This is a genomic window from Streptococcus sp. HMSC076C09, assembly GCF_001837905.1.
GTDB classification, from domain to species: domain Bacteria; phylum Bacillota; class Bacilli; order Lactobacillales; family Streptococcaceae; genus Streptococcus; species Streptococcus parasanguinis_I.
This window is the reverse complement of sequence record NZ_KV834627.1, coordinates 19011-34002: the sequence shown is the minus strand read 5'-3', so window position 1 is coordinate 34002 and position 14992 is coordinate 19011. Positions and strand designations below refer to the sequence as shown.

Annotated in this window: 14 protein-coding genes; 13 read left to right on the top strand and 1 reads right to left on the bottom strand. The window is 40.5% G+C overall.

Annotation, left to right across the window (positions count from 1 at the left end; all coding sequences use genetic code 11):
• The first annotated feature begins 27 nt into the window (after positions 1-27).
• From HMPREF2704_RS02800 to HMPREF2704_RS02765, 8 genes are all read left to right on the top strand, one after another.
• A complete protein-coding gene (locus HMPREF2704_RS02800) occupies positions 28-432 on the top strand; it encodes an MORN repeat-containing protein (RefSeq protein WP_070660610.1) in 405 nt (134 codons plus the stop codon).
• Entirely contained in the window at positions 422-2224 is a 1803-nt protein-coding gene (locus HMPREF2704_RS02795; RefSeq protein WP_070845587.1) for an acyltransferase family protein, read from the top strand. The genes HMPREF2704_RS02800 and HMPREF2704_RS02795 overlap by 11 nt, the downstream gene beginning before the upstream one ends.
• Before the next feature lie 402 nt (positions 2225-2626).
• Positions 2627-5278, top strand: coding sequence for a bifunctional acetaldehyde-CoA/alcohol dehydrogenase (gene adhE, locus HMPREF2704_RS02790; RefSeq protein ID WP_070845585.1), 2652 nt, complete (start codon positions 2627-2629; stop codon positions 5276-5278).
• Positions 5279-5529: 251 nt separating this feature from the next.
• Positions 5530-6087: a hypothetical protein gene (locus tag HMPREF2704_RS02785; RefSeq protein ID WP_070449221.1), complete on the top strand. Its 558-nt coding sequence runs from the start codon at positions 5530-5532 to the stop codon at positions 6085-6087.
• Positions 6088-6100: 13 nt separating this feature from the next.
• On the top strand, positions 6101-6406 hold the full coding sequence (locus HMPREF2704_RS02780) for a hypothetical protein (protein ID WP_049523796.1): 306 nt from the start codon (positions 6101-6103) through the stop codon (positions 6404-6406).
• A complete protein-coding gene (locus HMPREF2704_RS02775; RefSeq protein ID WP_003009394.1) occupies positions 6406-6729 on the top strand; it encodes a hypothetical protein in 324 nt (107 codons plus the stop codon). Before HMPREF2704_RS02780 ends, HMPREF2704_RS02775 begins: the two co-directional genes overlap by 1 nt.
• A 161-nt stretch (positions 6730-6890) precedes the next feature.
• On the top strand, positions 6891-7943 hold the full coding sequence (locus HMPREF2704_RS02770) for a zinc-dependent alcohol dehydrogenase family protein (RefSeq protein WP_049523798.1): 1053 nt from the start codon (positions 6891-6893) through the stop codon (positions 7941-7943).
• Between the two features lie 158 nt (positions 7944-8101).
• Positions 8102-8488: an ABC transporter permease gene (locus tag HMPREF2704_RS02765; RefSeq protein WP_070845583.1), complete on the top strand. Its 387-nt coding sequence runs from the start codon at positions 8102-8104 to the stop codon at positions 8486-8488.
• Between the two features lie 116 nt (positions 8489-8604).
• Here the strand turns inward: HMPREF2704_RS02765 and HMPREF2704_RS02760 are convergent, their stop codons facing one another.
• The gene (locus tag HMPREF2704_RS02760) at positions 8605-9444 is read right to left on the bottom strand and encodes a MurR/RpiR family transcriptional regulator (protein ID WP_061591046.1); all 840 of its coding nucleotides are present in this window, start codon (positions 9442-9444) and stop codon (positions 8605-8607) included.
• Positions 9445-9921: 477 nt separating this feature from the next.
• Between HMPREF2704_RS02760 and HMPREF2704_RS02755 the strand changes: the two genes are divergently transcribed.
• The 5 genes from HMPREF2704_RS02755 (at position 9922) to HMPREF2704_RS02735 (ending at position 14887) form a co-directional block, all read left to right on the top strand.
• A complete protein-coding gene (locus HMPREF2704_RS02755) occupies positions 9922-10596 on the top strand; it encodes an N-acetylmannosamine-6-phosphate 2-epimerase (protein ID WP_049485589.1) in 675 nt (224 codons plus the stop codon).
• A gap of 16 nt (positions 10597-10612) precedes the next feature.
• Positions 10613-11536: a dihydrodipicolinate synthase family protein gene (locus tag HMPREF2704_RS02750; protein WP_061591045.1), complete on the top strand. Its 924-nt coding sequence runs from the start codon at positions 10613-10615 to the stop codon at positions 11534-11536.
• Between the two features lie 27 nt (positions 11537-11563).
• Positions 11564-13105, top strand: coding sequence for a sodium:solute symporter family protein (locus HMPREF2704_RS02745; protein ID WP_061591044.1), 1542 nt, complete (start codon positions 11564-11566; stop codon positions 13103-13105).
• 25 nt (positions 13106-13130) lie between these two features.
• Positions 13131-13589, top strand: a complete 459-nt coding sequence (locus HMPREF2704_RS02740) for a NanQ anomerase/TabA/YiaL family protein (RefSeq protein WP_061591043.1) — start codon at positions 13131-13133, stop codon at positions 13587-13589.
• Positions 13590-13777: 188 nt separating this feature from the next.
• On the top strand, positions 13778-14887 hold the full coding sequence (locus HMPREF2704_RS02735; protein WP_000248712.1) for a Gfo/Idh/MocA family protein: 1110 nt from the start codon (positions 13778-13780) through the stop codon (positions 14885-14887).
• Positions 14888-14992 lie beyond the last annotated feature (105 nt).

Genomic DNA, 14992 nt, shown 5'->3' with positions numbered 1-14992 from the left:
AGTTTGATATGTGAGAGAATACAGAATATGAAAGAATTTTATGAGACTTATAAGGTCTATCTGACGCGAAAAAATTTAGAAATAGCAGCATTAGTCGTGATTATTCTATCTGCTTTGTTGGTTTTCTTTTCAGCCATTCCAGGTCAGGGTGTCTTGACCTTGGATAAGGGGGCGATCCGTTACGACGGAAGTTTGGTCCGTGGCAAGATGAATGGCAAGGGAACCGTCACCTTTAAAAATGGGGATACCTATACAGGTAACCTCGTCAACGGCTCTTTTAGCGGCTATGGTAAGTTTAAGTCCAAGGATGGTTGGACCTATGAAGGGCAGTTTGTTAACGGCCAGCCGGAGGGCAAAGGCACCTTAACCACAGAAGCCAACGTCGTATACAAAGGAACATTCAAGCAGGGGATTTATCAAAATGCGCATTAAATGGTTTTCACTCGTCCGTGTTACAGGACTCTTATTGGTATTGCTTTACCATTTCTTCCAAAAAGCCTTTCCTGGAGGCTTCATTGGGGTAGATATTTTCTTCACCTTCTCAGGATTTTTGATTACAGCGCTCTTGATCGATGAATTTGCGCGCAAGCAAGGAATCGACTATTTGGCATTCTTGAAACGGCGCTTTTACCGGATCGTACCACCCCTTGTCTTTATGGTCTTGGTCGTGATGCCCTTTACCTTTATGGTCCAACGGGACTACGTGGCTGGTATTGGGACTCAGATTGCGGCGGTCTTCGGTTTTGTGACCAATTTCTTTGAGATGGCAACGGGTGGTAGTTACGAAAGTAACTTCATTCCGCATCTCTTCCTTCATACCTGGAGTTTGGCTCTAGAAGTGCATTACTATGTGCTCTGGGCACTTTTGGCATGGTTCTTGGCTAAGCGGGCTAAGACAGTTGGAAAGTACCGAGGTATGCTCTTCCTGGCATCCAGCGGGCTCTTTCTCTTCACCTTCTTGTCCATGTTCATCCGCGCCTTTCTGACAGCTAATTTCTCTACTATCTATTTTTCTAGCTTCACTCACATCTTCCCCTTCTTTGCGGGATCATGCCTAGCAACGGTGACAGGGATTGCCAATGTCAGCCCGAACTTTACAAAGCTGGTGCAGTCTTGGAGTATGAAAAAGACCTTGTCAGTCTTGGGTGGAAGCTTTGCCTTCTTGTTTGTGCTCAGTCTTTTCTTACCATTTGATAGCTTGTGGACCTATCTGTTTGGCTTTTTAGCAGCGACAATCGCAGCTTGTGCCATGATTCTGTCGGCCCGCATTCTCCATGAAAAGACGCCAGATAAAAAAGAACCAGCCATCCTCAATTTCTTGGCAGATACTAGTTACGGTGTCTATCTTTTCCACTGGCCTTTCTTTATCATCTTCTCTCAACATTTGGGAAATATGATGGCAGCCCTTGTGACGACGATCGTTTCCTTGATTCTAACGGCTCTGTCCTTCTATATTTTGGAGCCAATCATTGCAGGCAAGGAGCCTCGTGTCTTTGGTATGAAGATGGATCTCAGCTTTTTGACCAAGCCAATCTTTTACCTCATGATTCCATTAGCTCTCTTGATGATCGGGATCTCTGCCTTTGCACCAACAGTCGGAGCTTTTGATGAGAGTTTGGTAGTGAGTGGGCTCAATCAAGCAGACAGCAAAATGCAGGTCACACGGACGCAGGTGGACAATGCGACGGCAACAGACTATAACGTCTCAAATGGTGTGACCATGATCGGTGATTCGGTTAACTTGAGAGCACAAGACTACCTAACCAAAGCGATCCCTGGCATCCAGATCGATGCAGTGGTAAGCCGTCAGTTGGAAAATGGAATGAAGGTCTTTGAGACTGACATCTCCAATAAAGTTCTCCTAAAAAATGTGGTCATTGCCCTAGGAACCAATACTGTAAGCAACTATAAAGAATTGCTGGATCAGTATGTTGAGAAACTTCCAAAAGGCCGTCGCTTGATCCTTGTGACACCATATGATGGTCGCTATGCCAACGATCAGTCCAGTGAATCGGTTCAAACGCGTCTTTATGAGTTGGAACTGGCTAAGAAATACGACTTTATCACCATTGCAGACTGGTACCAAGTAGCAATTGAAAATCCAAACATTTGGGTGGGAACAGACTCTGTTCACTTCAATATGGAAACCAATGGTGGGGAACTCTATGCCCAAACAGTCAAAGAAGCCCTTGATAAGGCCGAAAAGGGTCCGGTCAAGAAGTAACAATGCTTCTCTGAAACTGAAACAAAACAAATCCTAACAAAATAAAACAAAAAGCAACTTTTTACTTGTAAAAAGCTGCTTTTTTTAGTAAGGTTAAGAAAACGCTTACAAAAATCGATTGAAAACATCTCTTTGTGAAGAAAAAAATTTTTTAATTATTTTTTCACAATTTTGCTAGATAATTGCTTTCACAGCAATAGGATTGATAAAGTTTTCACAAACTTCAAAAAATTCTTTGTGAAAGTTGCTTGGAAGTGTTTACAAAAATCTCAAAATAGAGTACAATTATATTGTGAAATAATTAACAAATCGAAATTTCTTACACTATTCTTGAAAATTTCCGAAAACATGAAAAAGTTCTAGAAAAGGATAAGGGTTTCAAACATTGGAGGAAAGCATCAAATGGCTGATAAAAAAACTCTCTCACCTGAAGAAAAGAAACTCGCTGCTGAAAAACACGTAGATGAGTTGGTGCAAAAAGCGCTTGTTGCGCTTGAAGAAATGCGCAAATTGGATCAGGAACAAGTAGACTACATCGTTGCAAAAGCATCTGTAGCTGCTCTTGACGCACACGGTGAGCTTGCTCTTCATGCATATGAAGAAACTGGTCGTGGAGTCTTTGAAGACAAGGCGACTAAAAACTTATTCGCTTGTGAACACGTTGTAAACAACATGCGTCACACCAAGACAGTTGGTGTCATTTCAGAAGATGACGTCACAGGTTTAACTCTGATTGCAGAGCCAGTCGGAGTTGTCTGCGGGATCACTCCTACAACCAACCCTACTTCAACAGCAATCTTTAAAGCCTTGATTTCCTTGAAGACACGGAACCCAATCGTCTTTGCCTTCCACCCATCTGCTCAAGAATCATCAGCTCATGCGGCACAAATCGTCCGCGATGCAGCAATTGCAGCTGGAGCACCTGAGAACTGTGTGCAATGGATTACCCAACCTTCTATGGAAGCAACCAGTGCCCTTATGAATCATGAGGGGGTTGCTACGATCCTTGCGACCGGTGGTAACGCCATGGTAAAAGCAGCTTATTCTTGTGGAAAACCAGCTCTTGGGGTTGGTGCCGGAAACGTACCTGCTTATGTTGAAAAATCAGCCAACATCCGCCAAGCAGCGCACGATATCGTCATGTCTAAATCATTTGACAACGGTATGGTCTGTGCGTCTGAACAAGCGGTCATCATCGATAAAGAAATCTACGATGAGTTTGTTGAAGAATTCAAATCTTACCATACTTACTTTGTCAACAAAAAAGAAAAAGCCCTTCTTGAAGAGTTCTGCTTCGGCGTAAAAGCTAACAGCAAAAACTGTGCGGGTGCGAAGTTGAATGCGGACATCGTTGGGAAACCAGCAGCATGGATCGCTGAACAAGCTGGCTTCTCAGTCCCAGAAGGAACCAATATCCTTGCTGCAGAATGTAAAGAAGTTGGTGAAAAAGAACCGTTGACTCGTGAAAAATTGTCACCAGTTATCGCTGTTTTGAAATCTGAAAGCCGTGAAGACGGAATTAACAAAGCTCGCCAAATGGTTGAATTCAACGGTCTTGGCCACTCAGCAGCCATCCATACTGCTGATGAAGAATTGACCAAAGAATTTGGTAAAGCAGTTAAAGCCATTCGTGTGATCTGCAACTCTCCTTCGACTTTCGGTGGTATCGGGGATGTTTACAATGCCTTCTTGCCATCATTGACACTTGGATGTGGTTCTTACGGACGCAACTCTGTTGGGGACAACGTTAGTGCCATCAACCTCTTGAATATCAAAAAAGTCGGACGCCGGAGAAATAACATGCAATGGATGAAACTACCTTCAAAAACATACTTTGAACGTGATTCAATTGAATACCTACAAAAATGTCGTGACGTTGAACGTGTCATGATCGTTACAGACCACGCTATGGTAGAGCTTGGTTTCCTTGATCGTATCATCGAACAGCTTGACCTTCGTCGCAACAAGGTGGTTTACCAAATCTTTGCAGACGTAGAACCAGATCCAGATATCACAACCGTTGAACGTGGTACAGAGATCATGCGTGCCTTCAAACCAGATACGATCATTGCTCTCGGTGGTGGGTCACCAATGGATGCGGCCAAAGTTATGTGGCTCTTCTACGAACAACCAGAAGTGGACTTCCGTGACTTGGTTCAAAAATTCATGGATATCCGTAAACGTGCCTTCAAGTTCCCATTGCTTGGTAAGAAGACTAAATTTATTGCGATCCCAACAACATCTGGTACAGGATCTGAAGTAACTCCATTTGCCGTTATCTCTGATAAAGCAAACAACCGTAAATACCCAATTGCAGACTACTCATTGACTCCAACAGTAGCCATCGTAGACCCTGCCTTGGTATTGACAGTTCCTGGATCTGTTGCAGCTGATACTGGTATGGACGTCTTGACGCACGCGACAGAAGCTTATGTATCACAAATGGCTAGCGACTTCACAGATGGTCTTGCTCTTCAAGCTATTAAACTTGTCTTTGAAAACTTGGAAAGCTCAGTGAAGAATGCGGACTTCCATTCACGCGAAAAGATGCACAATGCGTCAACGATCGCAGGTATGGCCTTCGCCAATGCCTTCCTCGGTATTTCTCACTCAATGGCCCACAAGATCGGTGCACAATTCCATACTATTCACGGACGGACCAATGCCATCTTGCTTCCATACGTTATCCGCTACAACGGTACACGCCCAGCTAAGACAGCTACATGGCCTAAGTACAACTACTACCGTGCAGATGAAAAATACCAAGATATCGCTCGTATGCTAGGACTTCCATGCTCTACTCCAGAAGAAGCCGTTGAAGCTTACGCAAAAGCTGTATACGAACTCGGTGAACGCTGTGGTATCGAAATGAACTTCAAAGCACAAGGTATCGATGAAAAAGAATGGAAGAAACATTCTCGTGAATTGGCCTTCCTTGCTTATGAAGATCAATGTTCACCAGCTAACCCACGTCTTCCAATGGTAGACCATATGCAAGAAATCATCGAAGATGCTTACTATGGTTACAAGGAACGTCCAGGACGTCGTAAATAAGACGCCAAGGAACAACTGATGTTTATCAGCTACCCCCACTCGAAAGAGCGGGGGATTTTTGCTATTTGGGTCCAAAACTCGTTTTTTCATAAAAAATTAGACTTTTTTTCAGAAATTGTGTTATTTTTATAGCATTCCGAGCTATTTTATGTTACCCTATAGTGTGTGAATCTGCCTGTAGCTGAAGGGTTATGATCCTTTTTCAGTTATAGGAAACGAAAAAATAAATCCAAGAAAGGAGGCCATCTCAAATGGAGTTAGAAGGTGACGTGCAAGGAAGACAAGATCAGGCACAGAAAATTATTGAAATGCCCCAACGAGATCGGGAAACTTCCACTTCAGAAAATCAGCCATCATCTGCTTCGGTGGTCTCCATGTATGGGCAGGAAAATCCAAGCATTTCTAGCCTCCATCAGCAACTGGCAGGCGCATCTGGAACCCAGACCATTCAATTGCGGGAGGAATTGGTGCTGGCGGTAGCGCAGAATGCTTCAGCGCAAGCAACTGTCTTTGAGGCAGAAATCAAGGATAAGCTTGAAGAGGCTAAGGAGACAGTTTCTCATAAGGTCGCTGAGGTGTCTCAAATGGCCCACAGCATGGCCCAATTTTTAACAGACGCAGAAGTGGAGCAACTATTAGGAGAGTTCTCCATGGATACTTGTTGGGACCAAGCGGTAGAGGCGGAGAACCTCGCCCAAGCAAAGGCCTACTCTACTCGCTTGTCAGATTTGGCAGGTCAGCTGGAGGCTGCTTCAGCTCAATTGGTGGACTTGGACAAGGGACAAGCGACGGCCTTTGATTTTTCATAAGTAGGAGAAAAAGATGTTAGAGATCCTGGGAGAGGACAGAGAACGAATTGAGGAGCTCCATCGAGAGATTAAAAAGGAGCAAGAGCGGATTGCGATCAGAAGTTTGATTGCAACGCAAAAAGCCTTGATGATGTTGGAAGGGATGAGTTTGCAGGTGACTTTGAGCGGTCAATCCGAAAAGATGCGCTCTTTTGCCACAACGACCTTAGTTAGTGATTTGAAAGACGGATTTACAGGAGGAGCAGCGGACGTGGCAGAAGCAGCACTGAAGTCAGTGAAAAAGCCGATTTTATTGAGTCCGATTAAAGGAGGTATGTGATGTACCATTCAGGAAATAGTGAATTAGAACAACTAGAAGATCGACATTACCGCTTCAATCAAAAGCTTAGCGAGCTGGAGTGGGATTATGCGGATATGCGTATGGATGTCCGCCAACATACAGAAAATTTAGTAGACTGGCTAAGTGCCCTTCATTTTCAAGCGCCAAGTGCGGAGGCTCAAAGTGGCTTGGAGCGTTTATTTGCCTTGCAAGAAGAGTTTGAGGCAGAACTCAAGCGCTATGAAGAGCGTTTAGAAGAAGAGCGTGAGCGCGAGCAGCAAGAGTACTATAAGCAGCGTCAACAATTAGAACAAGGTGATTGAAACATTCCTCTGGTATAGATAAGGGGAATGTTTTTGTTTGCTCAAAAAACTTTTAAAAATGTGCTCATAAATTCTTGCAAGCGATTACTTAGTATGTTATAATATTCACAAAGAAACGAAAATAAAATGGTTTTATCAAACCAACAAAAAAGGAGTCGCTTATGAAAGCTGCAACTTATGTATCTGCAGGCAATCTGCAACTGCTGGATCAACCAAAACCAGTGATCAAAAATCCAACGGATGCCATTGTGCGTGTCTTGAAGACAACCATCTGTGGGACAGACCTTCACATCCTAGGAGGAGATGTGCCAGCTTGTAAAGAAGGCACGATTTTAGGCCACGAAGGAATCGGGATCGTCGAAGAAGTCGGCGATGCAGTGAATAACTTCAAGGTAGGCGACAAGGTCATCATCTCTTGTGTCACAGCTTGTAATACCTGCTACTACTGTAAACGTAGTTTGCCTTCTCACTGTGAAGATGGTGGTTGGATTTTGGGTCACTTGATCAACGGAACCCAAGCAGAGTATGTCCACATTCCACATGCGGATGGTAGTCTTTATCATGCGCCTGAAACTGTGGATGACGAAGCCTTGGTCATGCTCTCAGATATTCTCCCAACCTCTTATGAAATCGGGGTCCTCCCATCTCATGTAAAACCTGGGGACAATGTCTGTATCGTTGGAGCTGGTCCGATCGGTCTTGCAGCTCTCTTGACTGTGCAGTTCTTCTCACCAGCTACCATTATCATGGTGGACTTGTCTGAATCTCGTCTTGAAGCGGCTAAGAAATTTGGAGCAACTCACACCATCTGCTCCAGCGATATCGCTGAAATCAAGGCCTTTATCAATGAAGTGACCGAAGGTCGTGGTGTCGATATCTCCATGGAATGTGTGGGCTATCCTGCTACCTTTGATGTCTGCCAAAACGTCATCTCTGTCGGTGGACACATCGCTAATGTCGGTGTCCACGGAAAACCGGTTAGCTTCAATTTGGATGATTTGTGGATCAAGAACATTACCCTCAACACCGGTCTTGTCAATGCCAATACTACTGAAATGTTACTCAATGTCTTGAAATCAGGCAAGATCGATGCGACTAAGCTCATCACCCACCACTTCAAACTCTCAGAAGTTGAAAAAGCCTATGATGTCTTTAAACATGCGGGTGAAAACAACGCACTCAAAGTCATTATCGAAAATGATATCAGTGAATGAAGTGGCAACTAATATTTGTTCATAGTTTTTTTAGACGGACCAGAGATATTCTGGTCCTATTTTCAACCCCCAAAAGCCAATGATTCCTTGCAAAATAAATTTGTTGTCTTATAATATAAGTACAGAAAACGATTACATAAAGAGAAAGGTGTGATCTTATGAAACGGTTTTGTTATCATCGTGAATTCTGGATGGACTTCCATTTCTGGATCTTGGTCTTGCTTTTAGCGGCTGTAGCTTTGACGATGCGGGCTCCGCTTTCGGTAGTTAGCCTCGCTTATCTTGCTTTTGTTGGGATTTTGATCCTTCTTCAGGTCTTTCAACCGGCTGTATCGACACGTCAGTATTCAGAAGGTAGCTACCATTTCAATTGGACCTTCTATCGCGATACCCGACTGTATATCGATCTCTTTTTACTAGCAGGTCTCTTGGCAGGCCCAATGGCTTCATCGGATATGGTCTATTGGATCTTGCTTGGAGCCGTCGTCGGCTCTATCGGCTTTGTATTTGTCGTAAAGGAAAAAGCGACTCAAAAGATGGCCTAGGTAGATGAGATGGTTTCAATATTATAGAGTATAAATACTTCTTTAGAACAATCAAAAAAACCAAGAAGGATGAGTTTTATCTCATCCTTCTTGGTTTTTTAAATAGGGAGACCATATTAAGATTTTCGAGAACGTTGACTAGAGAGTTTTTTGTGTTCCCAGTAGCTATTAAAGACGATTTCTTTTTGTTCTCGGTTGATATTAAGAAAATGGGCATAGATGAGGTCGACCACAATTAGTAAGGGGAGAACCGCCGAGATGCGATCGATATAGGTATTGCTTGGAAGAGGTGCAGCGGGCACCACTTCAGTGAAATCTTGGTGGACACCAGCAGGATTGCCAGTTATAAGGACTGTTTTTGCGCCGTTTTTCTTGGCTTTCAACAAACTATCTGTAATAGCGCTCGTCTTGCCTGATAAAGAAAATCCAATGACTAAGCAGGAGGAATCTAGAATGCTGGTGGTCTGATTAAATCCGTCTTGATTAGTCACGACTTCCCCTGCCACACCAAGTCGCATAAGGCGCAATTTCATCTCCCGAGCCACCAAGCTGGAACTTCCAATCCCGAAGTAATAGATCCGATCTACTTGATCAATTAAATCTGCTACATGCTCTAATTGGGGATCTTTGACGAAATTTTCAGTGACGTTACCGATATGGTGGTAGCGTTGCAAGACGCTGAGAGTGAGTTCGTCATGTTCTTGTACCTGTTTTTGATTTTTTGTTTCTTCGTTAAAGTGATAGACAAACTCTCGATAGCCGGTGAAACCACATTTTTGAGAGAAACGCGTTAAGGCAGCCTTTGAGACATGGAGTAACTCAGTTACACGAGAAGAGGACAGGGAGTGCTGTCGTGCTTCGGATGATAAAAAATATTGGGCAATGTCTCGTTCCATATCTGTTAACTCAGCTTCATGGTTGGCGATAATGGTGCGTAAATCTTGATCTTGTTTCACAGCAATCCTCCTTTCTCACAGGATCAAATAACAGGATTCTCCTATAATATATTACACATTATAACATGGAGACACCCTTTTATTCAAGTAAAAGCAAGTAAAAAAACATTGAAACTAGTATCAGTATTTAAATGGTGAAATAATAATTTTAAAAGTGCTTAAAAGATTAAATTTACTTTCAGGAATAGAAGACTAGAAATAGAAATCATAAAATTGTAGCTATAAGAAATAAATATGGAAGTAAGGTAACACTTTGGAAGAACTCTTTCTTATGGCTTGATAAGAAAGAACCTTTATAAATAACATAAAGTATTTGTATAATAAATAAAATAGATATACAATAAAAATATAGGAATTGCTAGGATTTTTTAGAAAGTACTTTCTAATTATAGTAAAAGTATTGAAAATACATTTTTAAAGTATTATGATTAATGGTGTAAGAGCTTACAAACTAAAAAAGAAGCAGGTGATTAAATCATGGAAGAGTTACGGCATAAGCTGATTGTTTCGTGTCAAGCTCTACCAGACGAACCATTGCATAGTGATTTTATTATGGCTCGTATGGCAGTGGCTGCCGAGGAGGGCGGAGCATCTGGAATTCGCGCCAATTCTGTTGTTGATATTGCAGCGATTCGAAAAGCGGTGAATTTACCGATCATTGGGATCATCAAACGAGATTACGAAGGTGCAGATGTTTATATCACGGCAACTATGAAAGAGGTAGATGAACTCATGACGGTTCGTCCGGATATTATTGCGATAGATGCCACAACTTCTACACGACCAAATGGCGAAAGCTTAGAAGATTTTTTCCAAAAAGTAAAGAAAAAATATCCGGATCAATTGTGGATGGCAGATTGTTCTACTATTGATGAAATGCTGACGGCTGATCAAATAGGTTTTGATTATATTGGAACAACGTTGGTAGGGTATACCAAGCAAAGTAAAGGCGATAAAATCGAATCAAATGACTTTGAAATTATTCGCAAAGCCCTTAGTAAACTATCTCATCCATTAATTGCAGAAGGGAACATCGATACCCCTGATAAAGTCCATAGGGTATTGGAGTTAGGTGCCTATAGTGTTGTCGTAGGTTCAGCTATTACACGTCCACAATTAATTACAAAAAAATTTGTAGAAGCAACAAAATAAAGAAAGAGGTTTCCAAATGACAAATACAAATTTGAAGAAATATGAAGGTGTTATTCCAGCGTTTTATGCGTGCTATGATGAAAATGGTGAAGTGAGCCCAGAAAGAGTACGTGCTTTGACTCAATACCATATTGATAAAGGAGTACAAGGGGTTTATGTCAACGGATCTTCTGGAGAATGTATTTATCTTAGTGTTGAAGATCGTAAGCTGATTTTAGAGAATGTAATGGCGGTCGCTAAAGGAAAACTAACCGTTATTGCCCACGTCGCATGTAACAATACCAAAGATAGCGTTGAACTTGCAAAGCATGCTGAAAGTCTTGGAGTAGATGCTATTGCAGCTATCCCACCTATTTATTTCCGCCTTCCTGCTTATTCCATTGCTCGGTATTGGAATGACATGAGTAAAGCTGCACCAAATACAGATTTTATCATTTATAACATTCCACAACTATCTGGTACTACCCTCACGCGTGACCTTTATGCTGAAATGCGCAAGAACCCACGGGTGATTGGGGTTAAAAATTCATCCATGCCAACACAAGATATTCAAATGTTTGTAGCTGATGGAGGAGATGACCACATTGTATTTAATGGACCAGATGAACAGTTCATTAGTGGCCGCGTTATTGGTGCAAAAGCTGGAATTGGTGGTACTTACGGGGTGATGCCTGATTTGTTCTTGAAATTGAATGAATTAATCAAAGAATCCGATTTTGAAACAGCTAAAGAATTGCAATATGCGATCAATGATGTCATTTATAAAATGGTCAGTGGTCGAGCAAATCTTTATGCAGTGATCAAAGAAATTCTCCGTCTAAATGAAAAATTAGATCTTGGTTCTGTAAGAGCCCCACTCGAACCATTGCATGAAGAAGATCTTACAATTGCAAAAGAAGCAGCAGAACTTATTCAACAAGCACGAAAAGAATTTTTATAATAAATAAAATCAATATGGAGATATGTTATGGGCACAACAGGATTTACAATAATTGACTTAATTATCTTGATTGTTTATTTACTTGTGGTATTGGTTGCAGGTATCTATTTCTCTAAAAAAGAGATGAAAGGAAAAGAGTTCTTTAAAGGAGATGGTTCGGTTCCTTGGTATGTTACTTCGGTATCCATTTTTGCCACAATGCTCAGTCCGATTTCCTTCTTGGGACTCGCTGGTAACTCTTATGCAGGTAGCTGGATTTTATGGTTTGCTCAATTAGGGATGGTTGTAGCTATTCCACTGACAATTCGTTTTATCTTACCTATCTTTGCACGGATAGACATCGATACGGCATATGATTACTTGGATAAACGTTTTAATTCTAAAGCACTTCGTATTATTTCAGCACTCTTGTTTATTATTTATCAATTGGGACGTATGTCTATCATTATGTACCTCCCATCAGCTGGTTTATCAGTATTGACAGGAATTGACATCAATATTTTGATCATTTTGATGGGTGCAATTGCAATTGTTTATTCTTATACTGGTGGTCTAAAATCCGTATTATGGACAGACTTTATTCAAGGTGTGGTTCTGATTAGTGGTGTCGTTGTAGCTTTATTTGTACTGATGGCTAATATTAAAGGTGGCTTTGGTGCAGTAGCAGAAACATTAGCAAACGGGAAATTCCTTGCTGCAAATGAAAAACTTTTCGATCCTAACTTGCTTTCAAACTCCATCTTCTTAATTGTGATGGGTTCAGGCTTTACAATCTTGTCTTCCTATGCTTCATCTCAAGATTTGGTTCAACGTTTTACTACAACACAAAATATTAAGAAACTTAATAAAATGTTGTTCACAAATGGTGTCTTGTCACTTGCAACTGCAACAGTCTTTTACTTGATCGGTACAGGCTTGTACGTATTCTATCAAGTACAAAATGCAGGTAGTGCAGCTAGCAATATCCCTCAAGACCAAATCTTTATGTACTTTATTGCATACCAGTTACCAGTAGGTGTCACAGGTTTGATCTTGGCAGCGATTTATGCAGCAGCTCAATCAACTATTTCAACAGGTTTGAACTCTGTTGCAACTTCATGGACATTGGATATTCAAGATGTCATTTCTAAAAATATGTCAGACGATCGTCGTACGAAAATTGCACAATTCGTATCTCTAGCAGTAGGTTTATTCTCAATTGTTGTTTCCGTTATCATGGCTCATTCAGATATTAAATCTGCATACGAATGGTTCAATAGTTTCATGGGACTTGTACTTGGTCTACTTGGTGGTGTATTCATTCTTGGTTTTGTTTCTAAAAAAGCAAATAAACAAGGTGCTTATGCAGCGCTGATTGTATCAACCATCGTTATGGTATTTATTAAATACTTCCTTCCTCCAACAGCTGTTAGCTACTGGGCATATTCATTGATTTCAATTTCTGTATCAGTAGTTTCAGGTTATATTGTATCTGTTCTTACTGAAAATAAAGTATCTGCACCTAAATATACAACGATTTATGATATTTCAGAAATTAAAGCGGATTCAAGTTGGGAAGTTCGTCACTAGTCACTAATAGAAAAGAGAAAATAATATGATTATTTCTGAACAATCTGATTTTAGACGATATGCTTCTGTCAATAAACATTTTTCAAAAGTCTGTGATTTTTTAGAAAATACAAATTTGACAGATTTAGTTGATGGAAAAATTGATATTGACGGGGAAAATGTTTTTGCAAATTGTATGACTTATCTAGCTGATGGAGTTCCAGGAGATATTTTTGAAAATCATAAGAAATATTTAGATATTCATATTGTTGTTGAAAATACAGAAAAAATGGCAGTAACTTCCCCAGTTCGTGCTCAGTCACGTGTACCTTTTAGCGAAGAGAAGGATATTGCTTTTTACGATAGTAAAGACTATCAAATTGTTGAATTGCTTCCAGGGAATATGTTGGTGACTTTTGAAGAAGATCTTCACCAACCAAAGATTCATTGCAATGATGAAACTGTTAAAAAACTTGTTATCAAAGTTTTAAACGAGGAAAAATAAAATGAAAAAAATATTAAACAATATGTAACCTTAGGTACTGTATTGGATTGATGTTTGAAAAATTTGATTCATGGTATCGTAATGAACTTCATATGAAAAATGTTGTACCATATATAACATTTAAGATTGAAGATTTGAAAAAGAATTAAAGCTGAAATTTAAAAATATATAGATAGAGGATAAAAATTATGGTAAATTACGGTATTGTTGGAGCTGGATATTTTGGAGCTGATTTGGCTCGCTCAATGAACAAAATTGAAGATGCAAAAGTGGTTGCGGTATTTGACCCAAATCATGGAGAAGAAGTTGCTCAAGAATTGGGATCAGATGTTTGTGCAAGTTTAGATGAACTTGTAGCACGTGAAGATATTGATTGTGTGATCGTAGCTTCACCTAGCTACCTTCACCGTGAACCTGTTGTGAAAGCTGCTCAACATGGCAAACACGTATTTTGTGAAAAGCCAATTGCATTGTCTTATGAAGATTGTAAAGCCATGGTTGACGCATGTAAAGAAAATAATGTTATCTTTATGGCTGGTCACATCATGAACTTCTTTAATGGTGTACACCATGCTAAAGAATTGATTACTCAAGGTAAAATCGGTAAAGTTCTTTATTGCCATGCCGCTCGTACAGGTTGGGAAGAACAACAACCAACTGTATCATGGAAGAAACTTCGTTCTCAATCTGGAGGACATTTGTACCACCATATTCATGAATTAGATTGCATTCAGTTCATCATGGGAGGGCTTCCTGAAAAAGCGACAATGGTAGGAGGCAATGTATATCATAAAGGTGAAAACTTTGGTGATGAAGATGATATGCTCATTGTAAACCTAGAATACTCTGATGATCGTTATGCTGTTTTGGAATATGGTAATGCTTTCCGTTGGGGTGAACACTACGTCTTGATTCAAGGAACTGAAGGAGCTATCAAACTTGACTTGTTCAATACTGGAGGTACTCTTCGTGTTAAAGGTGAAGGAGAATCACACTTCTTAGTACATGAAACTCAAGAGGAAGATGATGACCGTACAGCTATCTATACCGGTCGTGGTATGGATGGAGCAATTGCGTACGGTAAACCAGGAGTACGTTGCCCATTATGGTTACAAACATGTATTGATAAAGAAATGGAATATCTACATGACATCATTAAAGGTGGAGAAATTACAGAAGAATATGAAAAACTTCTCAATGGTGTAGCTGCTTTAGAATCAATCGCTACCGCTGATGCATGTACTTTATCAGTTAAAGAAGATCGAAAAGTAAGTCTTTCAGAAATCACAAATGCTTAACTATTGTAAAACAGAATAGTAAATTCTTGTCATTTTATAGGCTATTGATACGATAAGAAAATAAGGCCCTATTTCAATGAATAAGAGCAATCAGAAGATGTTGCT